The 18,944-nt window shown below is 68.8% G+C and carries 19 protein-coding genes; 10 read left to right on the top strand and 9 right to left on the bottom strand.

Annotation, left to right across the window (positions count from 1 at the left end):
• Positions 1–8 precede the first annotated feature (8 nt).
• Complete coding sequence (locus CFB41_RS21445; protein WP_089457801.1) at positions 9–593, top strand: thiamine phosphate synthase; 585 nt, start codon at positions 9–11, stop codon at positions 591–593.
• A 72-nt stretch (positions 594–665) separates the two neighbouring features.
• Here the strand turns inward: CFB41_RS21445 and CFB41_RS21440 are convergent, their stop codons facing one another.
• Entirely contained in the window at positions 666–2,318 is a 1,653-nt protein-coding gene (locus tag CFB41_RS21440; protein WP_089458949.1) for a DUF3459 domain-containing protein, read from the bottom strand.
• 309 nt (positions 2,319–2,627) lie between these two features.
• On the opposite strand from CFB41_RS21440, the gene CFB41_RS21435 reads away from it, so the two are divergent.
• Both CFB41_RS21435 and CFB41_RS21430 read left to right on the top strand, forming a co-directional pair.
• Positions 2,628–3,335 carry a class I SAM-dependent methyltransferase gene (locus CFB41_RS21435; protein WP_089457800.1) on the top strand — a complete coding sequence of 236 codons (708 nt, stop codon included), beginning with the start codon at positions 2,628–2,630 and terminating at the stop codon, positions 3,333–3,335.
• 126 nt (positions 3,336–3,461) lie between these two features.
• Positions 3,462–4,130: a glutathione S-transferase gene (locus CFB41_RS21430; protein ID WP_089457799.1), complete on the top strand. Its 669-nt coding sequence runs from the start codon at positions 3,462–3,464 to the stop codon at positions 4,128–4,130.
• A 24-nt stretch (positions 4,131–4,154) separates the two neighbouring features.
• Here CFB41_RS21430 and CFB41_RS21425 read toward each other — a convergent pair whose 3' ends face one another.
• Positions 4,155–4,808: a DUF1345 domain-containing protein gene (locus CFB41_RS21425; RefSeq protein WP_039360521.1), complete on the bottom strand. Its 654-nt coding sequence runs from the start codon at positions 4,806–4,808 to the stop codon at positions 4,155–4,157.
• 139 nt (positions 4,809–4,947) lie between these two features.
• Between CFB41_RS21425 and CFB41_RS21420 the strand changes: the two genes are divergently transcribed.
• Positions 4,948–5,679 (top strand): metallophosphoesterase, encoded by a 732-nt coding sequence (locus tag CFB41_RS21420; protein WP_089443009.1) that lies wholly within the window; start codon positions 4,948–4,950, stop codon positions 5,677–5,679.
• Positions 5,680–5,734: 55 nt separating this feature from the next.
• On the opposite strand, the gene CFB41_RS21415 is transcribed toward CFB41_RS21420, so the two are convergent.
• Together CFB41_RS21415 and CFB41_RS21410 are read right to left on the bottom strand one after the other, a co-directional pair.
• Positions 5,735–6,430 (bottom strand): RES family NAD+ phosphorylase, encoded by a 696-nt coding sequence (locus tag CFB41_RS21415; protein WP_089457798.1) that lies wholly within the window; start codon positions 6,428–6,430, stop codon positions 5,735–5,737.
• A 2-nt stretch (positions 6,431–6,432) separates the two neighbouring features.
• Positions 6,433–6,852 (bottom strand): MbcA/ParS/Xre antitoxin family protein, encoded by a 420-nt coding sequence (locus tag CFB41_RS21410; protein WP_011355846.1) that lies wholly within the window; start codon positions 6,850–6,852, stop codon positions 6,433–6,435.
• Between the two features lie 233 nt (positions 6,853–7,085).
• On the opposite strand from CFB41_RS21410, the gene CFB41_RS21405 reads away from it, so the two are divergent.
• Positions 7,086–7,868, top strand: a complete 783-nt coding sequence (locus tag CFB41_RS21405; RefSeq protein ID WP_089457797.1) for an ABC transporter substrate-binding protein — start codon at positions 7,086–7,088, stop codon at positions 7,866–7,868.
• A 1,098-nt stretch (positions 7,869–8,966) separates the two neighbouring features.
• Positions 8,967–9,359 (top strand): GtrA family protein, encoded by a 393-nt coding sequence (locus tag CFB41_RS21395; RefSeq protein ID WP_089457796.1) that lies wholly within the window; start codon positions 8,967–8,969, stop codon positions 9,357–9,359.
• Positions 9,360–9,387: 28 nt separating this feature from the next.
• Here the strand turns inward: CFB41_RS21395 and CFB41_RS21390 are convergent, their stop codons facing one another.
• Positions 9,388–10,869: a sigma-54 dependent transcriptional regulator gene (locus CFB41_RS21390; RefSeq protein WP_089457795.1), complete on the bottom strand. Its 1,482-nt coding sequence runs from the start codon at positions 10,867–10,869 to the stop codon at positions 9,388–9,390.
• 450 nt (positions 10,870–11,319) lie between these two features.
• Complete coding sequence (locus tag CFB41_RS21385) at positions 11,320–12,237, bottom strand: metal-dependent hydrolase (RefSeq protein ID WP_089458948.1); 918 nt, start codon at positions 12,235–12,237, stop codon at positions 11,320–11,322.
• Positions 12,238–12,818: 581 nt separating this feature from the next.
• Between CFB41_RS21385 and CFB41_RS21380 the strand changes: the two genes are divergently transcribed.
• Together CFB41_RS21380 and CFB41_RS21375 are read left to right on the top strand one after the other, a co-directional pair.
• Positions 12,819–13,160 carry an FKBP-type peptidyl-prolyl cis-trans isomerase gene (locus CFB41_RS21380; protein ID WP_011355854.1) on the top strand — a complete coding sequence of 114 codons (342 nt, stop codon included), beginning with the start codon at positions 12,819–12,821 and terminating at the stop codon, positions 13,158–13,160.
• Positions 13,161–13,194: 34 nt separating this feature from the next.
• Complete coding sequence (locus tag CFB41_RS21375; RefSeq protein WP_089443015.1) at positions 13,195–13,968, top strand: AraC family transcriptional regulator; 774 nt, start codon at positions 13,195–13,197, stop codon at positions 13,966–13,968.
• A gap of 61 nt (positions 13,969–14,029) precedes the next feature.
• On the opposite strand, the gene CFB41_RS21370 is transcribed toward CFB41_RS21375, so the two are convergent.
• Positions 14,030–14,473, bottom strand: coding sequence for a GNAT family N-acetyltransferase (locus CFB41_RS21370; protein ID WP_089457794.1), 444 nt, complete (start codon positions 14,471–14,473; stop codon positions 14,030–14,032).
• Positions 14,474–14,615: 142 nt separating this feature from the next.
• Here CFB41_RS21370 and CFB41_RS21365 point away from each other — a divergent pair, with 142 nt between their 5' ends.
• Positions 14,616–16,061, top strand: coding sequence for an MFS transporter (locus CFB41_RS21365; RefSeq protein ID WP_089457793.1), 1,446 nt, complete (start codon positions 14,616–14,618; stop codon positions 16,059–16,061).
• A 10-nt stretch (positions 16,062–16,071) separates the two neighbouring features.
• Here CFB41_RS21365 and CFB41_RS21360 read toward each other — a convergent pair whose 3' ends face one another.
• Both CFB41_RS21360 and CFB41_RS21355 read right to left on the bottom strand, forming a co-directional pair.
• Positions 16,072–16,890, bottom strand: coding sequence for a hypothetical protein (locus CFB41_RS21360; RefSeq protein ID WP_218828696.1), 819 nt, complete (start codon positions 16,888–16,890; stop codon positions 16,072–16,074).
• Between the two features lie 63 nt (positions 16,891–16,953).
• A complete protein-coding gene (locus CFB41_RS21355) occupies positions 16,954–17,424 on the bottom strand; it encodes a helix-turn-helix domain-containing protein (protein ID WP_179250124.1) in 471 nt (156 codons plus the stop codon).
• 154 nt (positions 17,425–17,578) lie between these two features.
• On the opposite strand from CFB41_RS21355, the gene CFB41_RS21350 reads away from it, so the two are divergent.
• The gene (locus CFB41_RS21350; RefSeq protein WP_089457791.1) at positions 17,579–18,814 is read left to right on the top strand and encodes an MFS transporter; all 1,236 of its coding nucleotides are present in this window, start codon (positions 17,579–17,581) and stop codon (positions 18,812–18,814) included.
• Positions 18,815–18,944: the final 130 nt, after the last annotated feature.

Below are 18,944 nucleotides of genomic sequence, written 5' to 3'. Positions count from 1 at the left end.
CGCACGCGATGAACGCCACGCTGCCGCGCTGCTGCGTGATCACGCCGGAGCCGGCGTCCGCGTCGGCGGCCGATTGCGCGGCGTTTCTCGATCGATTGTCGGCCGTGCTCGCGCGCGGCGCGACGCTCGTGCAACTGCGCGTGAAGTCGCTCGATGCAGCCGCGTTCGCGCGACTCGCCGCCGAAGCGCTCGCGCGCTGCGAGGCGACCGGCGCGCACCTGATGCTGAACGGGCCGATCGATGCGGCCGGCGTGACGCGGCTCGACGGCGCCGGCTGGCATCTCGACGGCACCGCGTTGCGTGCTACCACGCAGCGGCCGTTGCCGGCCGGACGATGGGTGTCCGCCGCTTGTCACACGCGCGACGACCTGCTGCTGGCCGCGCGCGCCGGCGCGGATTTCGTCACGCTGTCGCCCGTGTTGCCGACGCTCAGCCATCCCGGTGCGCCGACGCTCGGCTGGGCCCGGTTCGACGCGCTGGCCGCCGAGGCCGCCATGCCCGTCTTCGCGCTCGGCGGCATGACACGCACCCACCTCGACGAGGCGCGCCGCCACGGCGCCTACGGCATCGCAGGCATTCGCGGGTTCTGGTAGGTCGGAGATTGCCCTGCGGTGCAGCCGGGCGCAGATGCGCGCGGCCTCTCATACACACACACGTTCACGTCGTCATGCGTTCAGGTTCGGACGCATGCCGCGCCAGGCGCCGCCATCGATACGACGCGCATCGTGCGTGAGCGCATACCGGTTGACGTCACCCGTCAGCCACGCGACGAGCGCATACGGCGGCAACACCCCTTCATCGACCCGGTCGCGCGCACGCGCCGGCGTCTCGAACACGACTCGCCCTCGCGGCGCATCGAACGGCACCGCGTCGGGCGACAGGTTCAACGCGATCGTCAGCGTCTCGTCGTCGGCGAGCCGCCAGGATGCGAGCAGCGCGTCGGCATCGCCGTCGCCGTCCGACTTCAGCGCACGCGCCTCCTGCGGCCGGCAATCGGACAAGCGCGGCGCGATCAGCTTCGCGCGCACCGCGAGTGCCGACTGCACGAAATGCGCGCGATCGGCATCGCGCGCGGTTTCGTCGAAGATCAACGGGATCTGCGGCGTGAGCAGCGACAGCGCCAATGCGGCCAGACCGGCCGCCCGCCCGTGGTCGCCCTGCCCGCTGTCGTGCCACGCGCCATCGGACAGCACCAGCGACGTCAACGACAGCCCGCCGTCGGCAGCCATGCCTTCTCCCGACCCGGCCGGCTGGAACGCGGCTCCGGCCGCGGTCAGCGCGCGGGCGAGCGTGTGGATCGACTGGTGCGTGGAAATGCCTTCGTGGGCCGACGTATCGCGCCCCGTCAGCCGGTGCAGCGCGCGTTCGCCGCACCCGTTCCACTGCGCATCGAAATGGGTATCGGCAAGATGCGCCGGATGCCGCTCGCTGCCGAGGACGAGATGGATCAGGCGGTCGGCCGGCACGGCCGCGCGCACGCGATCCGCGATCTCGCGCAGCCACGACACGCCGATCCGGTCGGCTTCGCGCAGGCGCAGCCCGTCGCAACGGTACTCGTCGATCCAGTACAGCGCGTTGTCGCAGAAGAAATCGCAGACTTCCGGATGATCGAGCGCGAGCGGCGGCGCCTGGAGCGGATCGTCACGCGTATGGAAGAACGGCGCCGCGTAGTGGCGCAGCGCCTCGGTACCGCTGCCGAAGCGCGCGTAGTCGAGCTCCAGCAGCACCGCGAGACCGTAGCCGTGCGCGTCGTCGATCAGCGCCTTCAGCGCGTCGGGGCCGCCTTCGGCCGCGAGCGGCGCGAACGGCAGGCTGTCGTGCGGCGACGCGAGCAGCTCTAGCGCGGTCACGCCGAGCCGCGCGAGTTGCGGCAGGCGCCGGCGCACGCCGTCGAAGCCGCCCACCGCGTGCGGGCGAATTGCATAGAGCGCGATGTCTTCCCATGCGCGCCCATGCCAGAACGTATTGCGCCACGTGAATGCGCGCGGATCGATGACCTCGCTCGGGCCGTTGAGCCCTTCGGGTTGCGAGCGCGACGCGGGATCGGGAATCGATACCGCATCGTCGAGGCGATAGCGATAAAGCGCACCCGCACCGCAATCGGCAAAGACCTCGAACCAGTTCGTGCCGGCCGCCGTCATCGGGACGAGCAACGGGCCGAAGCCGGTGTCGAGTTCGAGCTGGACCTGCGTGCTGCCCGGCGCCCACACGCGAAAATGCGTGCGCGGCGTCGTACCGAGCGCGCCACAGGGCTGGGCGCCGAACGGCAAGCAGTGAATGTAGTGCTGCGCATACGGATCGTGCGGACAATCGGACATCATGCGCTCCTCGTGCGTGCCGAGCGGCATGGCCGCGCCCGCGGGGCGCGGCGCATCGGGGCCCGGCATGCGACGGCCAGGCGGGGGGAGAGAAACGAGTATGCGCCGGATTCGCTACCGCGATACATCGCGCCCGGACATTTTTAAATACGAATCGACCCCGGGAAAACCCGCGATCCTGCCGGTCCCGCCGAGTCGGGTAGCAGTCATACCGGAATGGCTGCTCGCCTTGTTGCACCGGCCGCGCACGCTTACGCTCTGCGCCATGCTCGCGGACACGACGTCCGCGCCCGACCCGAGGAACCTGCCATGTCGCTTCCCGCCAGCGCCGCCAAATTCGATCCGGCACGCGCGCACGAATACGCCGAGCAATCCCGCATCGCGCTCGCCGGCTACGATGCCTGCCACGAACTCACTGCGTGCATGCTCGCGTCGGCGATCGCGGTGCCCGAGGCGCGGATCCTCGTCGCGGGCGCGGGCGGCACCGGGCAGGAAATCTGCGTGGCGGCCGCGCTCGAGCCGGGCTGGCAATTCACGGCCGTCGACCCGTCCGCGCCGATGCTCGCGCTCGCGCGCTCGAACGTCGAGGCCGCGGGGTTCGGTGCGCGCACGGCGTTCGTAGAAGACGGTGTCGACGCGTTGCCCGACACGCCCGCGTTCGACGGCGCGACGCTGATCGGCGTCCTGCATCACGTGCCCGGCGACGAAGCGAAGGCGGCGCTGCTGCGTGCGATCGCGCGGCGCCTGAAACCCGGCGCGCCGCTCGTGCTCGCCGGCAACCATCGCCGCTACGCGGACCACCCTCGCCTGCTCGACGCGTGGCAGCAGCGCTGGCGCATGAAAGGTGCGACGCCCGACGCGGTGCGCGCGCAACTCGCGAAGATCCTGCAGGGCGCCGATCCGCCCGCGTCCGAGGACGCCGTGTTCGGCCTGCTGCGCGACGCGGGCTTCGATGCGCCGCTGCGCTTTTTCGCGAGCCTGTTCTGGGGGGCGTGGATCGCGGTGCGGCGCGCGTGATGGAGCGGGGGCGGCCGGCCAAACGCGGCCGGCCAGGCGCCGTTCGTCACGGCGCGCAGCGCGTTTCGCGTACGCGCCCTACATGCTGGGTATGATGTCGTTCCCGCCCCCACTCCCAGCGTCGACATGCTCACCGTCCATCACCTGAACAACTCGCGCTCGCAGCGCGTGCTCTGGCTGCTCGAAGAACTGGATGTGCCGTACGAGATCGTGCGCTACGCGCGCGATCCGAAGACGATGCTCGCGCCGCCCGAATTGCGCGCGATCCATCCGCTCGGCAAGTCGCCGGTCATCACCGACGAAGGCCGCACGTACGCCGAATCGGGCGCGATCACCGAATACCTGGTCGAACGCTACGGCAACGGGCGCCTGGCGCCGCCGCCCGGCACGCCCGAGCGGCACGACTTCACGTACTGGCTGCATTACGCGGAAGGGTCGGCGATGCCGCCGCTGCTGCTCAAGCTCGTCGCGCTGCGGATCGCACACGCGCCGATGCCGTTCTTCGCACGGCCGATCGCACGCAAGATCGCCGACACGCTGCAATCGAGCTTCGTCGATCCGCAGATCGCCCTGCATCTCGGCTATGTCAACGACTCGTTGAGCCGCACCGGCTGGTTCGTCGGCGACGGTTTCAGCGCAGCCGACATCCAGATGAGCTTTCCGCTCGAAGCCGCGACCGCGCGCGGGGGCGGCAGCCGCTATCCGGCGATCGCACGATTCCTCGATGCGATCCACGCGCGGCCCGCGTACCAGCGGGCGCTGGAACGCGGCGGCCCGTACGACCTGCTCAAGTAACGCCGTGGATGACCTGGGCCGGCATCAGCTCAGCAGGCCCGCCGCGACGTTGATCGACAGCCCGAGCACGGCCATGTTGAAGTAGAACGACAGGATCGACTGCGCGAGCACCGAGCGCCGCGCGGAGCGGTTCGTCATCGACACGTCGGCCGTCTGCGACGCGACCGCGATGGTGAACGCGAAATACAGGAAATCCCAGTAATCGGGCTCCGGGCTCCGGTCCGGGAAACGAAGCGCGCGGTCGTTGCCGGGCGAGCCGTAATAGAGGCGCGCATAGTGCAGCGTGAAAATCGTCGGAATCATGAACCACGCGCCGAACAGCGTCGCGCCGGTGATCGCGTAGTGGCTGAGCCCCGCGCGAAAGCCGACGCTTTTGACGGTCGCGAGCTCGATCGCGATCGCGGCCACGCTCGCGACGGTCGCAAGGGACACGATGGTCAGCACGGTCGTCGCGTTTTCGTCCTCGCGAATCGCGATGTCGCGCACCTGGTCATGATGCGCGGTGACCATGCGCACCCACATCAGCGCGAGATACAGCCAGACCGCGCAATCCCAGCCGATCAGCGCCCGTACGGTCGGACGCAGCGGAAACGGCAGCAATACCGCGCACAGCAAGCCGGCGACGAACGCCGCGACCATGCGCGGCCGGTTGCGTAATACCTGCGGATAAATCGTCATCATGTGATTCCGAAAGCGAATGGAAAGGATTCGGCCGGCGCGCGGGACTGCCCGCCGCGCCGCACCGGCGGGTATTGTCCCGATTATCGCCATTCCATCGTGACGTGGCGATGGGGGCGCAAGCGCCTAAGATATTGGGATGACTGCCACCGCCCCCCTCTGCCGCCATCCGGCGAACACGGTCGGCCGCGACTTCGTCGTCGGCGACCTGCACGGCTGCGTGGATGTGCTGCGCGCGCTGCTGCACGACATCCGCTTCGACCCGGCCCGCGACCGCCTGTTCTCGGTCGGCGACCTCGTCGATCGCGGCCCGGCCTCCGAAACCACGCTCGACCTGCTCGACCGCCCGTGGTGCCACGTCGTGCGCGGCAATCACGAGGAAGTGCTGAGCCTCGTGGCGCGCGGCAAGCTGTCGCCCGACGCGTGGCGCGGGATCGGCGGCGACTGGGGGGCCGACCTGCCGCCGGAACGGCTGCACGCGCATGCGGCACGCATCGACGCGCTGCCGCTGGTGCGCGTGATCGGCGACGGCCCCGGGCGCTTCAACGTGCTGCATGCGGAATTCTTCGGCTCGGACGCCGATCTCGACACGGGCAGCTATGCGCACGACGTGCGCGAGCGGCTGATCTGGGGCCGCGACCTCGTCCAGGGGCTCGCCGATCCCGCGCGGCAGGCCGGGCTGTCGCTGACCTGCACCGGGCACACACCGGTGCGCGCGCCGCAGCGGATCGGCGCGCAGTGGTTCATCGACACGGGCGCGTTCGCGCCGGCCGGGCGGCTCACGCTCGCCGAGCCGCGCACCGGGCGCACCTGGTCGATGACGCAGGCCGAGGCACGCGAACGCCATGCGGGCGACTGGCCGCTCCCTTGAGGCGGCTGATATGCGCTGATAGATGCTGATAGGTGCTGACGCCCGCGAGCGGGCCCTAGCCGACCTGGTTCAGTTCGAACACCGCATCGACGGCCGAACCGTTCCAGTTGTATTCGAGGTACGCCGCGTGATGGCAGTCGCGCAGCAGCGTGGTGCGGAACGCCGCCAGGCACTCGCCGCGCGGGTCGCGCACCGACGGATAGACGATCCCCGCGCCGCCCGCATTGCGCACCGCGCGACCGAGCGCCTGCCCGGCGCTGTAATCGAGCGGATGCAGCAGCGCCGGATCGCGTTTCGGCCACACGCGTATGTCGGCCACGTCGCCCTGCGCGATCACCGTATAGAGCCGCATCTGCTGGCGCATCGGCGGCTCCTTCGTCGCTTCCAGGAACAGCGCGCTGTGATACCGCGTTTCGGCGATCGCCGTATCGCGCGAACGCGCGCAGTAGAACACGCCATAGCTGCCGTCGGAAAAGCGGCTGCCCTGCGGATTCAGGTGCGTGAACGCGGCCATGATCGGCCCCCAGCCCTGCCCGTAGCGGCGCTCGGCGGGCGGCACGAGGTCGAGCGCGCCGACTTCGTTGCGGATGCGGTCGTTGGTCAGCGATTCGAGTGCATAAAGCGCGTCGAAATCGTCCGCCGAGGCCACGCGGTCGAACAGGTTGATCGCCGGGAAGCGGGTGGGGATCACGCGATAGGCTGGCGTCCAGTCGACCGTGGTCGTGGGCCATTGTTGTGCTTGGATCGGCATGGTCACGCCCAGCCACCCCGCATCGCGTCGAGATATTGCCGGACGGCGACCAGATCGCCGACGTTGCCGGCGAGCATCCGGTCGAGTGCGCGCTTGCCGCCGAACGGCGCCGCGTCGTTCGGCCGCTTGACCCACGCATCGGCCGCGGCCGGCTGCGGCAGCAGGATCTGCAGCGCCTTGTAGATGCCGAGCAACAGCGATAGCCGTTCGAGCGTATCGCGCGGCAGCCGCGCCGATTCCGGCGTGGCCTTCCACTTGAAGAACGTCGAACGGCCGGGCGACCCGAGCAGCACGATCTGCTCGTCGATCGTCAGTTCCCAGTCGCGCGCGATGTTGAAAAACGCGCGCAGGCCGGCCGCCGACATCTGCGCGACCGAGGCCTGCGGCGGGGCGGAGTGCGATTCATAGGCGGGCTGTGACATGATCGTTAGTCTCGAAACGAATTTACTAACAAGATTAGTCCATTTTCGTATTTTTGCAAGGGTCGAGACCGCCGATCGATCCGCTCATCCGGCAAAACGATATTTTTTGTCCATTCTGGACTCTTATTTTATTTTCTGCGTTAATGGCCGTGCGGACACCGCGCGCAGACGCGGTTCGTATCCGTGAAACCGTGTCGCACAGAACCCGGAAGCACCCCGCCAAGGAACGCACCATGAAGAGACTGATTGCCGCTGTTTCGATCGCCCTGCTCGCGGTATCCGCAGGCCCCGCCGTCGCGAAGGACTGGACCACGATCCGCTTCGGCACCGACGCCAGCTACGCGCCGTTCGAGTCGAAGGCGCCCGACGGCAAGCTCGTCGGCTTCGACATCGACCTCGGCAACGAGATCTGCGCGCGCCTGAAGGCGAAATGCGTATGGCTCGAGAACGATTTCGACGGGATGATTCCGGCGCTGAAGGCGAAGAAGTTCGACGCGGTGCTGTCGTCGATGTCGATTACGCCGCAACGTGCGCAGCAGATCGGCTTCACGACGAAGATCTACAACCAGCCGACGCGGCTCGTCGTGAAGAAGGGTTCGCCGCTGCTGCCGACGGCCGAATCGCTGAAGGGCAAATCGATCGGCGTCGAACAGGGTACGACGCAGGAAACGTATGCGAAGACGTACTGGGGCAAGCAAGGCGCGAACGTCGTGTCGTACCAGAACCAGGACGGCGTGTACGCGGACCTGACCTCGGGCCGCCTCGACGCGGCACTGCAGGATGAAGTGCAGGCGGCCATCGGGTTCCTGAAATCGCCGCGCGGCGCGAACTACACGTTCGTCGGCCCCGAACTCGTCGACGAGAAGGTGCTCGGCATCGGCGCCGGCATCGGGCTGCGCAAGGAGGACACCGACCTGAAGGCGAAGATCGACGGCGCCATCCTCGACATGGTCAAGGACGGCACCTACAAGCGGCTCGCGTCGAAGTACTTCGACTTCGACATCTACGGCGGCTGAAACGGCGTCGCGCGCGTACGGGTGCCACTCCCGTCGCGCGCGTCCGACCGCCCCTCCCCTCACCACCGGACGGCACCGGCATCACGCCGTGTGCCGTCGCATCGAATGCTTCATCCTTCGCACACATCGCACGACGCTGCAAATTTCATTCGGATTGCAGATCGATCGTTCGCGGGGACGATGCCTCGCGCGAACGGATAACGTGCGGCTTCAGTCAGTAGGCGAAGACCGGGCGTCGAGGGACCGGCGCCCGTGTGCACATGCCCTTGCGAATCGGGTTCGCGTGCAGGAAAGTACCGACCCGGCGCGGATGGCCGGCAATCAGCCGGATGCGCCTCGCACCGGGCGCGGAGAGATGGCCTGTCGATGCATGCCGGCCGGCTGCGAGAACGGCGTTCGACCGGCGATGCTCCGAATCACTGCGATCGCGGCCTGCCGGCCGCGGCGTGTGGCGATCGATCATTTTTCTTCCCCGTTTCAATCTGATGGTTGTTCCGGCAACCGGACGAGACCGGTGCCCCGACGATCAGGCGACGACATGCCGTGCTCGCCGGAACGCAGCTGTCGTGCCGCGCTCCGCCGCCGCATCCCCGCGGACCGTGTCCAGGCCGGTACTGACAGGGTTCGCTGCCGAACCGGATGGACCGTGCATCGTCGACTTTCGCACGCCCACTGTCGCAAGGTGCGGGCCAGCGTCGCGCGAGCCCGTCCGGACAAGGCGTCGACCCGGCAGCGTGATGGCCGGAACGGGGGCGGAAGGCGGGAAGTTACGAAACTGAAACACGCGGCGCGCGGCCTGCGCCGGCGGTGTCGCGGCCCTGCCTTGCCGGATAAGGCTGAACAATGCGGCGCGACATTTTTACCGACGGGTAGCCGCCGTTCACGCCGATTTGCTGCGGCAATTTGCGTGGCAGCCGAGACGAAAATGTTTCATGCGCTTTACATGGCGCGGGCGGCATGGGCGCCGCAGGTTGTCCGCACATCCATCGGCCGGCGGCATCGCCATACTGCGAAACCGGTGCGCGTCACGTTTGCGCCGGCGCCCTTCGCCGGCGCGTGGCGCACGCCCCCGCCCCATCACCCGAACGACCGCACCCGATGATCCGCACCCTCTATACCGCCGAACGCGCCAGGCTGATTCGCTTCGGGGTGTCGGGCGTCGGTTCGACCGCGCTGCATGCGCTGATCGCGGCCGCGATGTTCGCGTTGTTCGACGCGACGCCGGTGAGCGCGAACGCGAACGCGGTCGCGTTCGCGCGCTCGACCGCGTTCTCGTCTCTCGCCAACACGCTGTGGAGTTTTTCGTCGCTGGTGACGTGGGGCAACTTCGTGCGCTTTCTCGCCGTCGCGATGGCCGGCCTCGGCATGACGATGCTGCTGGCGCACGGCACCGGGACGCTCGGCCTCGCCCGCGCGTGGAGCATCGTCGCGGTCGTGCCGTGCGTGCCGCCGGTCGCGTTCGTGCTGCCCCGGCTCTGGACCTATCGCTGAACCGGTTCACGCGTCACGCGTGCGCCGCTCAGCCGACCCGCTGATGCCCCGTGTCGCCGGACGGCGCGCCGTCGTGCCCGCCGTTGTCGCCGTTCCCGCCGTTGTTGTCGTGATCGTTCAGCCCGTGCTCGATCATCATCCGGTAGAGCGTCACGCGTGAAATGCCGAGTTCGGCCGCGGCCTTGTTGATGCGATGATCGTTGCGCAGCAGCGCATTCTCGATCGCGGTGCGCTCGGCGAGCGCGCGCGCCTGTTCGAGCGTCACGGGTTCGGTTTCGCCCGGCGTCTCGAGCCCGAGATCGTGCGGCGTCAGCAGCCGGCTCTCGGCCATCACGATCGCGCGCCGCACGCGGTTGATCAGCTCGCGCACGTTGCCCGGCCATTCGTAGCGGCGCATCGCATCGAGCGCGGCCGACGTGAAGCCGCTGATCTTGCGGCCGCTGTCGGACTTGAATTTCTGCAGCACGTAGTGCGCGAGGATGTCGATATCCTTGCCGCGCGCGCGCAGCGGCGGCTCGTGGATGCGCAGCACGCACAGGCGGTGATAAAGGTCCGCGCGGAAGCGCCCGGCCTCGACCGCGCCGTCGAGATCGACGTGGGTGGCCGAGATGATCCGCACGTCGACCGGAATCGATTCCTGGCCGCCGAGCCGCTCGATCTTCCCTTCCTGCAGGAAACGCAGCAGGCTCGCCTGGCTTTCGACCGGCATGTCGCCGATTTCGTCGAGAAACAGCGTGCCGCCGTTCGCCGATTCGATCCGGCCCGCGCGCCGCTGGTTCGCGCCGGTGAACGCGCCGCGCTCGTAGCCGAACAGTTCCGACTGCAGCAGGTGATGCGGAATCGCGCCGCAGTTGATCGCGATGAACGGCCCCTTGCCGCGGCCGGAGCGCTCGTGAATCGCGAGCGCCGTCAGCTCCTTGCCGGTGCCCGACTCGCCGGAGATGAACACGCTCGCGTCGGTCTTCGCGACCTTGCGGATCGTGCTGAACAGCTGCTGCATCGCCTCGCAGTTGCCGATCATCCCGTGTTCGCCGATCGACGCCGCATAGGCCGCGCCATCGACGCGATCGAGCGCGGCCATCCCGCGCGCATGGCCGAGCACGTGCGAAATCCATTCGTAGGGCAACGGGAGGGTCACGTAATCGAAGCAATAGCTGCGGATCAGTTCGCGCACCGCGGGGCCGATCGTGATGCCGGCCTGCGCGATGGAAATCCAGCCGATCGACGGCTGGCTCAGGCACGCCTTCAGCGCGGGATAGTCGCGCGACGTGAACCCGGTGAAATCGACCAGGCCAGCGGCGACGCTCACGCCGGAGGTCATGTTCTGCGCGGCGCCGGCCGTCTTCGCGACCGCGATTTCCCAGCCGAGCCCGCGCAGTTGCGCAAGCAACGGCTCGTCGGGCGAACGCATGATCACGAACAGCTTGCGTCCGTCCTCGGGCGCGGTGACGGACACATGCGACATCTCGGGCACCGCATGCCCGTTTGCGTCAGGTGACCTAGCAACCATCGTTGTTCCCCGCTTCGCGTTGGTATCGCGCCGGCTCGCCGTCGCACGCGACGGACCTTGGTCGAACCGACATATTGGCCGCATTTCCGTCCGAATAAAATCCCCCCGTGCAGGAATCGCGCGTGAGGTGGACATTGTCATGAACGGTATATCGATGCGGCCGGCGCGCGGCTAGATGGGTGTTATCCCGGTGGCGTGCGCGGCGGAACCCCTGAACGGGGGGCTGCGCGGCGCGCAAAGCCGCGCCGGTGCTGGCGCATGGCGTTCCCGGGCGATGCCGCGCACACCGGATCGGCTGACCCGCGCATGCGTGCACAACCGGTCGACGAGCCCGCAGCGCACCCGTGCCGCCGGTTCGAATTGATTTGGGTCAATCGTCAGAGGAAGCCGGCTGATGCACGAACGCAACATGCGCGGCCCGATGCCGCGCATGCCGGCGCAGCGACGGTCTCAGCGGCCCGATGCGAGGGGCGCAGGCGCGTTGGCGCGGCCGCGGCCGGCCGGTGCGCCGCCCTGTTCGCCGTAGGTGGCGGCGAGCGCATCGACCCGCGCCAGATGGTGGTGATTGTCGTGATCCCACGGATGGAAGCCCGGCCGGAAAAAGCTCAGCCATTCGCCGGCGATGCGCGGGAACAGCCCCCGGCGCGGCCCGTACAGGAACGCGATCATCCGCAGCATGCCGCGCACGTGATGGCCGGCGCCGCGATCGCGCCACAGCAGCGTCGCATGCATCAGGAACACGGTCGGCCAGAACGTCAGCGTCGTCAGCAGATACACGCCGATGCGGATCAGGTAACGACGCAGCCCCGGTTCCATCGCGGTGTTCCATACGTCGAACGACACGGCCTTGTGCTCGGTTTCCTCGAGCGCGTGCCAGATCCACATCTGGCGATAGCCCTCGACCGAGCCGTCGAGGCGCGTCGGGTCGCGCAGCAGCCAGTCGGCGAGCATCGCCGTGTAGTGCTCCGCCGCGACCGTATGCGCGAGCTGCACCGAATGCGGCAGCTTGCGCTTCATGTAGCCGAGCACCGTCCACACGCGCTTGTCGAGCTTGCGCGCGGGCAGCCGGTTCGCCTGCATCAGCTCGTTGTACTCGATGTGCTCGCGCGTGTGCATCGCCTCCTGGCCGATGAAGCCGAGCACCTGCTGCTTCAGCACGGGATCGCCGATCCGGTCGCGGTAATTGCGCACCGAATCCATGAAGAAACGCTCGCCGGCCGGAAACAGCAGCGACAACGCGTTGAAGAAATGGGTCACGTGCGACCCGAGGCCATGCCAGTCCTTCGCGCGTTCGACCGGCAGGTCGAAGCGCAGGTCGCGGCGCACCGGCATGATCCCGGCTGCGGTGACGGAAGCGGCTGACTTCATGTTCATCGTTCTCCTGGTTCCAGAGCGGCCGGGCGCGTCGTCGGACGCAGCCGGCGCAGGGCCCGGGCGGCGCGTCGCGCACCGCCAAAATCTTGACATCGACAGCTGTAAAGATAGGCCGCCCGCAGCGGCGCACGCAAGCCGCGCGGTAGATGCGCGCTTCCAAACAGGGCACGGTCGAACAGGCGGAAAAAACGGCGCTCGAACAGCGTCCGGACGAGGCGGGATTCGAACGCGCGCGGCGGCTCGCGAGCGCTACGCACGGCGCCGTGCAATGTCACGTCGACGGCCTGAAAGCCTTGTGCGGCGGGCGTTTCATGGAAATCGGCGACGCCACGCGGTACGCTGCGGCGCGCCCCGGTAGCACCGATTCATACACGCGTCGCACTCGCGCGGTGCAACCGCGGTCGCGGGGCACGCGCAAAATTCAAACGCGCGTTCCATTTGCGTTTCGGACGATCGCGGCCACGGCGGCCCGCCGCCGCCGCGACACACGTGCGAGCGGCCGACAACCCCGAGCGGCGGCCCGTTGCGCGCTCGCCTACAATAGCGGTTTTACCCATCCTTTTTCAGGAGAAGTCATGTCTGTCATCACGACCGAATCGGGCCTCAAATACGAAGACCTGACCGAAGGCACCGGCGACGTAGCGCAAGCCGGCCAGACCGTCAGCGTCCACTACACGGGGTGGCTGACCGACGGTCAGAAATTCGATTCGAGCAAGGATCGCAACGACCCGTTCGCGTTCGTGCTCGGCGGCGGCATGGTCATCAAGGGCTGGGACGAAGGCGTGCAGGGCATGAAGGTCGGCGGCGTGCGTCGCCTGACGATCCCGCCGCAACTCGGCTACGGCCCGCGCGGCGCAGGCGGCGTGATTCCGCCGAACGCCACGCTCGTGTTCGAAGTCGAACTGCTCGACATCTGACACCGCACGCGAGCCGCCGCCTGACGCCTGCCCCATGGCCCACCTTTCGTCCCCCACCATCGCACTGCAACGCTACGACACGCTCGAAGCGTCGGACGTGCACGACTTTCACCAGATCGTGCTCGGCATCGACGGTGCGATGGTGATGGCGGTGGACGGCGTCAGCCAGCGGCTCGACCGGCACGGCGCGTGGCTGGTTCCGGCCGGCGCGCGCCACGATTACGCGGGCCTCGGCGAGAACCGCCAGCTCGTGCTCAATCTGCCCCTCGCGTCGCTCGCGGTGCCGCAGCGGCTGTTCGACAGCGCGCGCGCCGTGGCGATCGATCCGGCACTGACGTCGCTGGTCGCGCAGATCGCGGCCGCCGCCGCGCAACTCGACGCCCCCGCCGACGACGCGCGGCACGCGGCCGCGCATCGCTTCCAGTGGCAGGCCGCCGCGCGGCTGTGCGGCGCGCTGCTCGACGAACGCGCGATCGCCGCGCCTGCCTCGGGCCTCGATTTCGCGCGCATCGACCGCTGGCTGCGCGCACGGCTCGACGAGCCGCTGCGCATCGCCGATCTCGCCGCGCACTGCGGCTACGGGATGCGCCGCTTTCATCAACTGTTCGTCGACGCGTTCGGTGAAACGCCGCATCGCTACCTGCAGCGGCTCAGGCTCGACGCCGCTGTGATCCTGCTCGCGGACGGCCGGTATCCGCTCGTCGACATCGCCGGGATGGTCGGCTTCGCGGATCAAAGCACGTTCACCCATGCGTTCACGAAACGCTTCGGCGTGGCGCCGGGACGCTGGCGCGGCGAGCGGCATTGAACGGCCACACGTCGCCGGTTTTTCCGCGACAGCGGCTACGCCGCGCGCTCGCGCGGCGGCATTACGGCCGGACGAGCTTCGACAACCGTTGTCCGTCCCGCATGAAGCCGTGCCGCGCGTAAAAGCGGTGCGCATCGAGCCGAAGGTCGCCGCTCGTCACCTCCAGTTTCACGCACCCCGTCGACTCGAACCAGATGTGCGCCGCCGCGATCAGTGCGCCGCCGACACCCTGCCCGCGACAGCCTTCGTCGACGACCAGACTGGTGATACGCCCGAGATTGCCGTGCGCGTGAAATAGCGCAAGCGCATGCAAGCTGATGCAGCCCACCACGCTGCCCGCGACCGTCGCGACCAGGATGCGGTCGACCGCGCTCGGCAGCAGGGCTGCCAGTTTGTCGCGGATCATCGCGGGGGTCGCATCGTAGCCAAGCTGGTGCATCAGTCTTGCGATGTCGGCGTGATCGGCGATCTGCGCGTCGCGCGTCATCAGGTTCGAGGAAGTCATCCGGACGGGCCTGTCGATAGTCGATGTGTGCGGTGGCAGGCATGAGCCGCCGCAGTGCCATGTTAATCGCCGTGCACGGGCACGTATCGACGCTTCACGTTCCGCTGAAACATTGCATGTCCGTCGCGCCTACGATTGACGCATGGATACGACCGCCCCCACGCCCGCTTTCCCGCCCGCGCTCGCCCGCGTCGTCGCGACCGTCAGCACCGGTTTCGTCGTGACGCAGCTCGACGTGACGATCGTCAACATCGCACTCGCGCATCTCGCCGGCGACCTGCACTTGCCGGTCGCCGGCCTGCAGTGGGTCGTCGACGCATACACGCTCGCGTTCGCGGTACTGATGCTGTCGGGCGGCGCGCTCGGCGACCGCTTCGGCGCGCGGCGCCTGTACCTCGCCGGCCTCGTGCTGTTCGCGTTGGCGTCGCTCGCGTGCGGCGCCGCGCGCGCGCCGGCGATGCTGATCGCGGCGCGCGCGCTGCAGGGCGTCGGCGCCGCGGCGATGCTGCCCAATTCGCTCGCGCTGCTCAACGACGCGTGCCGGCACGACCCGCACCTGCGGGCGCGCGCCGTGGGCGGGTGGACGGCGGCCGGCTCGATCTCGATCGCGGCGGGCCCGGTGGTGGGCGGCGTGCTGATCGCGGCATGGGGCTGGCGCGGCATCTTCCTCGTGAACCTGCCGCTGTGTGCGGCCGGGCTGGCGGCGGCGTTCGCCTGGATCCCCGCGCGTGGTACGGCGGCGCCGGCCGCAGCGTCCCGTTCCATCCGCGCACTCGACCTGCGCGGCCAGTTCATCGCGATCGCGATGCTGACCGCGCTGACCGGCGCCGTGATCGAATGGCGGCCGCTCGGCTTCACGCATCCGGTCGTCGTCGGCGGCTTCGCGCTGGCCGCCCTCGCCGCGCTCGCGTTCGTCGCCGTGGAAGCGCGCACGGCCACGCCGATGCTGCCGCTCTCGCTGTTCCGCCATCGCACCTTCAGCGCGGCCGTGCTGTTCGGGATCTGCGTGAACCTCACGTACTACGGCACCGTGTTCGTGCTCGCGCTGTACCTGCAGCGCGCACGCGGCGAATCGGCGCTGCAGGCGGGCCTTGCGTTCCTGCCGCTGACCGGCGGCTTCCTGCTGTCGAACCTCGCCAGCGGGCGCGTCGTGGCGCGTCACGGCCCGCGTGCGCCGATGCTGGCGGGCGCGCTCGTCGCCGCGCTCGGCTACGGGTCGCTGCATTTCGTCGACGCGTCGACGCCGCTGGCCGTCCTGCTCGTGCCGTTCCTGCTGATTCCGACGGGCATGGGCTTCGCGGTGCCGGCGATGACGACCGCCGTGCTCGCGTCGGTCGCGCCCGAACGGGCCGGCATCGCGTCGGCCGTGCTGAATACCGCGCGGCAGGCCGGCGGCGCGATGGGCGTGGCTGCGTTCGGCGCGCTCGCCGGCGGTGGCGGCGCGGCGCAGGTCGTGAGCGGATTGCGGATCGAAACGGCCGTGTCGGTTGCGCTGCTCGTCACCGCCGCGTTGCTCGCGACGCGGGTGCGGCCCGATGCGCATCGTGGCGCGTCGTCCGCGCGTCAGGTCGTGACGGCGGCCGATTGAACAGATGCGGTCATGCGTCGCCGGGGTCGCGCTGGATCAGGTGACGCCAAGGAAACACGTTGTCCTTGAAATGGCTCACGTAGCCACCGGTGCCGGCCTGGATCACCATCAACGACAAGCGCGGATGCAGGGCCTGCAGCGCGTCGAGCGCTTCCCGATCGAGGCAGGTATTTCTCAGTGTCAGCGTGTGGAGCCGCTGGCCAGCGGGGCTCTTCAGCAAGCGCTCGTAGGCGTCGAACGACGTCACGCTGCCGGCGCCGCGCTCGCGCTTCCACGTCGAATGCAACGCGGTCGATTCCGAGAAATCGAGCCAGCCGAGCGACGACAGGTTGTCGCTGCCGGCCAGATGCTCGATGAACTGCTGCGTGTCATCTCCGCCACCGATGCGCAGCCGCTCGAGATGCGCAAGCGGTACGTCGAAGAAATGCGCGTCGGGCGCATTCGGCACCGTCAGCTCGGTGAGAAACGGCGCCTTCGCGGCAATGCGGGCAATCTCGCCGCCCTCCTGCATGATCAGGCCGCGGCGCACGATCATCGACTGGTTGTGATCGGCCGGCTCGGTCGGCCGCACATACAGCGAGCGCAGCATCGGGAAACGCCCATCCGAATCGAGCAGCGGACCGAAATCCCATTCGCGCGAGCCGTTGGCGCCTTCGTCCAGACCGCTGAACGCGAGGTCGGTGACGAGATCCCCGACGTCCCGCTCTGCAAGGCATTGCAGCGTCCAGTCGAACGGTTCGTCCCACGCGCTCGCAGTAGTCGTGGATGCGACGCTGCAGGTCGAGCAATCGCCGATAGCCGGCGGAATCCAGCGGGTGGGACATGGCAATGCGGCTCCGGTCAACGACGATCGCGACAGTCTATCCGACGGTGCGGCCATCGCACATGACGCTCACTGACGCGTCTTGCCGGCGTCGTCGCCGACCTTCCTCACGACCGTCTCGGCCGCCGTCAAAGGCCGGCCGTCGTCATGCCGCAGCGCGAGCTTGCGGACCGCGCGCCCCGTGCCGCGGTCGACCAGCACCGAATGCGGCTCGCCGCGCGCGAACAGGTTCGCCTCCCCCCACTGCCTCAGCATCACGATCACCGGAAACAGCCCTTCGCCCTTTTTGGTCAGCACGTACTCCTGATACGCGGTGCCGTCGGACGCCGGCACGACGTCGAACACGCCGGCGTCCACCAGCATCTTCAGCCGGTCGGACAGGATGTTGCTCGCGACGCCGAGGCTCGTGCGGAAATCGCCGAACCGGCGCACGCCGTCGAACGCATCGCGCACGATCAGCAACGCCCAGCGATCGCCGACGATATCGGTCGCCCGCGCCACCGGGCACGGCGAATCCGCAAGACTTTTCTGCCTGGCCATGTTCCTCTCCGCAATCTTGCCGGCCGCCTTCGCGGCAACGCCGGCCATCCGTGCGCGGACCGCTCGCCCGCCGCACAACAGGTTGCATTTTAAAACTACTTTTCCTACACTCCAGACCAGTTTCAATTTGCAACTACATTACGCGAGGGAACCGATGGCGTCTTCCTGTCAATCCGGCACTGTTACATCGAACGCGCCGGCACACGCCGCGCATCCGGCCGACGGCGGCCGCCTGTCCGCGGCGCGCGTCGCGTTGCTGGCCGTCTGCTGCGCGGCCAGTGTCGCGAACGTCTACTACGCGCAGCCGCTGCTCGATTCGATCGCACGGGATTTCGGCGTGTCGCAGGCGGCCGTCGGCGGCGTCATCACCGCGACGCAGCTCGGCTGTGCGCTCGCGCTGCTGTTCGTCGTGCCGCTCGGCGACCTGCTGAACCGCAAGCGCCTGATCACCGTGCAGCTTCTGCTGCTGACGGCGGGCTGCATCGGCGTCGCCGCCTCGTCGACGCGCGTCGCGCTGCTGGCCGGGATGGTCGCGGTCGGGCTGCTCGGCACCGCGATGACGCAAGGGCTGATCGCGTGCTCGGCCGCGCTCGCGGGCGCCGGCGAACGCGGGCGCGTGGTGGGCGCCGCGCAGGGCGGTGTCGTGGTCGGGTTGCTGGCCGCGCGCTCGCTGGCCGGTGTCGTCACCGACATCGCGGGCTGGCGGGCGGTCTATCTGGTGTCGGGCGCGCTCGCGATCGCGATGCTCGTCGTGCTATCGCGGCTATTGCCGGACGAGAACGGCCCGCGCGAGCGCATCGGCTACGCGGCGCTGCTGCGATCGATGGTGTCGCTGCTGCGCGATGAACGCGTGCTGCGCGTGCGTGGCGCGATCGCGCTGCTGATGTTCGCGGCCTTCAGCATCTTCTGGAGCGCGCTGGTGCTGCCGCTGAGCGCGCCGCCGCACGCGATGTCGCATACGCAGATCGGCGCGTTCGGCCTCGTCGGCGCACTGGGCGCGGCGGCGGCCGCCCGCGCGGGCCGGCTCGCCGATCGCGGGCGCGGCGAAACGACGACCGGCGCCGCGCTCGCGCTGCTCGCGTGCGCATGGCTGCCGCTCGCGTTCGGCGATACGTCGATTGCATGGCTGATCGTCGGCATCGTGCTGCTCGACGTCGGCGGACAGGCCGTCCACGTGGTCAACCAGAGCATGATTCTCGGCGCGCGGCCCGATGCGCATGCGCGCCTCGTCGGCTGCTACATGCTGTTCTATTCGGCCGGCAGTGGGCTCGGTGCGATTGCGTCGACGATGATGTATGCGCGCGCCGGATGGGCAGGCGTCTGCGTGCTCGGCGCGGTCGTGAGCGTGGCGGCGCTTGGCGTGTGGGCCGCCACGCTCAGGCGTGCGTGACGCGTGGCGGCGCCGTGTAGCGGAGAGAGAAGAAGGCCGGCCCGCCCGCTACGGGCGGCCGGCACGTGAACCGGCCATGCACGCACGCCGGTTCGGCGTTCGGTTCGGCACACAGGTCGCGCGCCGCGGC

Origin of the sequence: Burkholderia sp. AU33803, assembly GCF_002223095.1 — a bacterium.
GTDB lineage: Bacteria > Pseudomonadota > Gammaproteobacteria > Burkholderiales > Burkholderiaceae > Burkholderia.
This window is presented reverse-complemented; position numbering and strand designations above follow the sequence as displayed.

Excerpts from the sequence above, each read along its gene's own strand:
- CFB41_RS21395 (WP_089457796.1), top strand. The coding sequence starts at position 8,967 with ATGATCCGCACCCTCTATACCGCCGAACGCGCCAGGCTGATTCGCTTC.
- CFB41_RS21375 (WP_089443015.1), top strand. The coding sequence starts at position 13,195 with ATGGCCCACCTTTCGTCCCCCACCATCGCACTGCAACGCTACGACACG.
- CFB41_RS21355 (WP_179250124.1), bottom strand. The coding sequence starts at position 17,424 with ATGGCCAGGCAGAAAAGTCTTGCGGATTCGCCGTGCCCGGTGGCGCGG.
- CFB41_RS21350 (WP_089457791.1), top strand. The coding sequence starts at position 17,579 with ATGGCGTCTTCCTGTCAATCCGGCACTGTTACATCGAACGCGCCGGCA.
- CFB41_RS21410 (WP_011355846.1), bottom strand. The coding sequence starts at position 6,852 with ATGTCACAGCCCGCCTATGAATCGCACTCCGCCCCGCCGCAGGCCTCG.
- CFB41_RS21415 (WP_089457798.1), bottom strand. The coding sequence starts at position 6,430 with ATGCCGATCCAAGCACAACAATGGCCCACGACCACGGTCGACTGGACG.
- CFB41_RS21385 (WP_089458948.1), bottom strand. The coding sequence starts at position 12,237 with ATGAAGTCAGCCGCTTCCGTCACCGCAGCCGGGATCATGCCGGTGCGC.
- CFB41_RS21380 (WP_011355854.1), top strand. The coding sequence starts at position 12,819 with ATGTCTGTCATCACGACCGAATCGGGCCTCAAATACGAAGACCTGACC.
- CFB41_RS21435 (WP_089457800.1), top strand. The coding sequence starts at position 2,628 with ATGTCGCTTCCCGCCAGCGCCGCCAAATTCGATCCGGCACGCGCGCAC.
- CFB41_RS21365 (WP_089457793.1), top strand. The coding sequence starts at position 14,616 with ATGGATACGACCGCCCCCACGCCCGCTTTCCCGCCCGCGCTCGCCCGC.
- CFB41_RS21430 (WP_089457799.1), top strand. The coding sequence starts at position 3,462 with ATGCTCACCGTCCATCACCTGAACAACTCGCGCTCGCAGCGCGTGCTC.
- CFB41_RS21370 (WP_089457794.1), bottom strand. The coding sequence starts at position 14,473 with ATGACTTCCTCGAACCTGATGACGCGCGACGCGCAGATCGCCGATCAC.
- CFB41_RS21405 (WP_089457797.1), top strand. The coding sequence starts at position 7,086 with ATGAAGAGACTGATTGCCGCTGTTTCGATCGCCCTGCTCGCGGTATCC.
- CFB41_RS21445 (WP_089457801.1), top strand. The coding sequence starts at position 9 with ATGAACGCCACGCTGCCGCGCTGCTGCGTGATCACGCCGGAGCCGGCG.
- CFB41_RS21420 (WP_089443009.1), top strand. The coding sequence starts at position 4,948 with ATGACTGCCACCGCCCCCCTCTGCCGCCATCCGGCGAACACGGTCGGC.
- CFB41_RS21425 (WP_039360521.1), bottom strand. The coding sequence starts at position 4,808 with ATGACGATTTATCCGCAGGTATTACGCAACCGGCCGCGCATGGTCGCG.
- CFB41_RS21390 (WP_089457795.1), bottom strand. The coding sequence starts at position 10,869 with ATGGTTGCTAGGTCACCTGACGCAAACGGGCATGCGGTGCCCGAGATG.
- CFB41_RS21440 (WP_089458949.1), bottom strand. The coding sequence starts at position 2,318 with ATGTCCGATTGTCCGCACGATCCGTATGCGCAGCACTACATTCACTGC.